Annotated in this window: 3 protein-coding genes and 1 pseudogene; all 4 read right to left on the bottom strand. The window is 66.6% G+C overall.

The window, feature by feature from the left end; all coding sequences use genetic code 11:
* A pseudogene (locus tag EOA33_RS29570) lies at positions 1-304 on the bottom strand (3-oxoacyl-ACP synthase); the annotation flags it as partial.
* Entirely contained in the window at positions 301-1,566 is a 1,266-nt protein-coding gene (locus EOA33_RS29565; RefSeq protein WP_126056213.1) for an adenosylmethionine--8-amino-7-oxononanoate transaminase, read from the bottom strand. The pseudogene EOA33_RS29570 and the gene EOA33_RS29565, both read right to left, overlap by 4 nt.
* Entirely contained in the window at positions 1,566-2,201 is a 636-nt protein-coding gene (gene bioD, locus EOA33_RS29560; protein ID WP_127407246.1) for a dethiobiotin synthase, read from the bottom strand. Before bioD ends, EOA33_RS29565 begins: the two co-directional genes overlap by 1 nt.
* The coding region (locus EOA33_RS29555; RefSeq protein WP_145989340.1) for an 8-amino-7-oxononanoate synthase at positions 2,198-3,171 on the bottom strand (974 nt) is incomplete at its 5' end. The genes bioD and EOA33_RS29555, both read right to left, overlap by 4 nt.

Genomic DNA, 3,171 nt, shown 5'->3' with positions numbered 1-3,171 from the left:
GTCCCAACCGATGCGCGACCAGCGGCGCGCTGGGCGGCAGGAGGTGATCAGGCGTCGAGGTGGCAAGCAACAGAAGACCGATGTCGCCGCGGTCGATGCCGGCATTCGTCAGCGCCATGTCGCCGGCTTGCGCGGCAAGGCCCGACAGTGTGTCGTCGTCGGTTGCCCAGAAGCGCGACCGTATCCCGGTGCGCCGCTCGATCCAGCCGGGCTCGAGCCCGAGACGATCTTCGATCTCCTGATTCTCGACCCTGCGCGCCGGCGCATGATGGCCGAACCCGAGAAGGCGCGACGACCTGCTCATGGCTTAGCGCCGAAGCGTTCCCCGGCCTCCTCGATGGCGTCATAGAGACCGTCGAGTTCTTCGCCGGTGATGCAATAGGGCGGCAGAAGATAGAGGACATTGCCGAGCGGACGCACCAGCAGCCCGCGCTCGAGGAAGAAAGCGCGCAGCTTCGGCCCGATCTCGGCCAGATAGCCGGCGGAGCCGGTGCGCAGATCGAGAGCCGCGATCGTCCCGGTTGCGCGGCTGTCGGTGAAAAAAGGATTGTCACGAAAACGATGAAGCCCTGCGGCCTGTCTTGCACTCAGGGCCGCGACCCGCTCGGCCACCGGTTCGTCACGCCAGATCTCGACATTGGCGAGTGCGGCCGCGCAGGCCATCGGATTGGCAGTGTAGGAACTCGAGTGGAAGAATGTCTTCTTCCGGTCCTCGGAATAATGGGCCTGGAAGATGGCATCGGTGGCAATCGTCGCCGCCAGCGGGATTGCGCCGCCCGTCAGCCCTTTCGAGGTGCACAGAATGTCCGGTGAGATTGATGCCTGCTCGCAGGCGAACATGGTTCCGGTGCGGCCCCAGCCGGTCATCACCTCGTCGGCGATCAGCAGCGTGCCAGAGGCCTCGGCGATCTTCTTCAACTCGGCCAGAACCCATGCCGGATACATCAGCATGCCGCCGGCGCCGAGCACCAGCGGCTCGACGATCAGCGCGGCTGCGTGCCGGTCGCGGGAGACTGCCTCGAACCGATCGAGCGTCTCCTGCTCGCGCCCGGCAGCCGGGAAGGGGATGGTGTCGACCTCGAACAACAGGGGCTCGTAGGCAGCGTTGAACACGCCGCGAGCGCCGACGCTCATCGTGCCGATGGTGTCGCCATGATAGCTGTGCTCCATGACGACGATGCGCGAGCGCGGCGCGTCGATATTGCGGAAGTAGCCGAGTGCCATCTTCAGCGCGACCTCGACGGAGGTCGAGCCGCTGTCGGAATAGAACACCCGTTCGAGGCCGGCCGGAGCGAGGCCGACAAGCGCCCTGGCCAGGCGTTCGGCCGGCTCGTGGGTGAAGCCAGCGAAGATGATCTGGTCGAGGCTCGCCGCGGTCGTCTCGATGGCCTTGATGATGCGGGGATGGCGGTGGCCGTGGGTGACGACCCACCAGGAGGAAATGGCATCCAGGATGCACGTGCCGTCGGCCTTGTAGAGGTAGGCGCCTTCCGTCCGGACGATTTCGGGGATGGCGGGCTCGAGCGCGTGCTGGGTGAAGGGATGCCACACATCGGACTGCGGCATCATTCGCCTCCCGCAATCGCTGTGAGGTCGAAGCCGGCAATCATCGCCTCCCTTAGATTCTCACTCGTCAGCGGATCGAGCAGCGGAAGCCTGCCAAGCTGGCGCACGCCGCTGAATTCCACGATTGTTCTCTGCGTGTCGGCCACCTCATCGCCGATGAAGGCAATGCCGATGAGCGGGATGGATCGGGCCCTGAGCGCCTCGATCGACAGGAGGGTGTGGTTGATCGTGCCGAGCTTGGTACGGGCGCACAGGATGACCGGCACTCGCCACTGCGCGAAGATGTCGATGAATTTAGTGCGCCGGTTGAGCGGCACCATCAGTCCCCCGGCGCCTTCGATGACGAGCGGGCCCGGCAAGTCCGGAAGCGACAGCTCTGCGGCGTCTATCGCGACGCCGTCGAGTTCGGCTGAACGATGCGGCGATAGCGGCTCCTTCAGGCGATACACTTCGGGCAGCACGCGCCCCGGCGGCAAGCCGGCGAGCCGTTCCACGACCTGGCTGTCGGTCTCCTCGTCGAGGCCCGATTGCACCGGCTTCCAGTAGAAGCCGTCGAGCAGGCAGGCGAGCCCGGCCGAAAACACCGTTTTGCCGATCCCGGTATCTGTTCCGGTGATGACGATGCGCTTGGTCATGCCGCCGCCAACACCTCGAAGAGCGCCTCGACCATGGCCGAAATGTCGGCCTCGTCGACATTCAGCGTCAGCGAAATGCGCAGGCGCGATGTGCCCTCGGGGACGGTCGGCGGACGAATGCCGCGAATGTCGAAACTGCGCGCCTGCAGCGCCGCCGCCACCGCCATGGTGCGCCCGTTGTCGCCGATGACGAAGGGCTGGATCTGCGAGCCGCTGGGGGCTACGCCGCAGCGCTCGGCCAATTGGCGGCCCGCGAAGGCAACGCGCTCCTGCAACTGGGCACGGCGTTGGGGCTCGTCGGACAGCATGGCAATCGCCTCGCGCGCTGCCACGGCCATCAGCGGCGATGGCGCGGTGGAGTAGATGAATGGCCGACAGCGGTTGACGAGATAGTCGCACAGCAGTTCCGGCCCGGTGACGAGCGCACCGGCCGCGCCGAGCGCCTTGCCGCATGTGTGGAGCGCGACGATGTTGTCGCGGCCCTCGAAAGCGGCGGCAAGGCCGCGGCCGTCTGGCCCCCAGACGCCGGTGGCATGCGCCTCATCGACGACGATGAAGGCCTCGTGCCGGTCGGCAAGCGCGACCAGGTCCTCCATCGGCGCGCGGTCGCCATCCATGCTGTAGAGGCTTTCGACCACGATCCAGACGCGCCCGGTGCCGCCTTCGGCGCGCCAGCGCGTGATTGCATCCTCGAAAGCATCGACGTCGTTGTGCACGGCGAGCTTGAACTCGGCGCGGCCAGCGCGGGCCCCCTCATGCATGCTGGCATGAGCCAATTCGTCGAGGACCAAAAGGTCACCCTTCTGCGGCAGGGCGGTGAGCAGGGCGAAGTTGGCGATGTAGCCGCTGCCGAAGAACAGCGCGCGGTCGGCTCTGAAGAACGCTGCCGCGTCCGCCTCCAGTGCCTCGTGTTCCGGCGCGTTGCCGCGCAGCAGCCGAGATCCGGTCGCGCCGACCGGCGTGCCCTGCG

The sequence above is a fragment of the Mesorhizobium sp. M4A.F.Ca.ET.050.02.1.1 genome, from assembly GCF_003997725.1.
Classification (GTDB): Bacteria; Pseudomonadota; Alphaproteobacteria; order Rhizobiales; family Rhizobiaceae; genus Mesorhizobium.
This window is presented reverse-complemented; position numbering and strand designations above follow the sequence as displayed.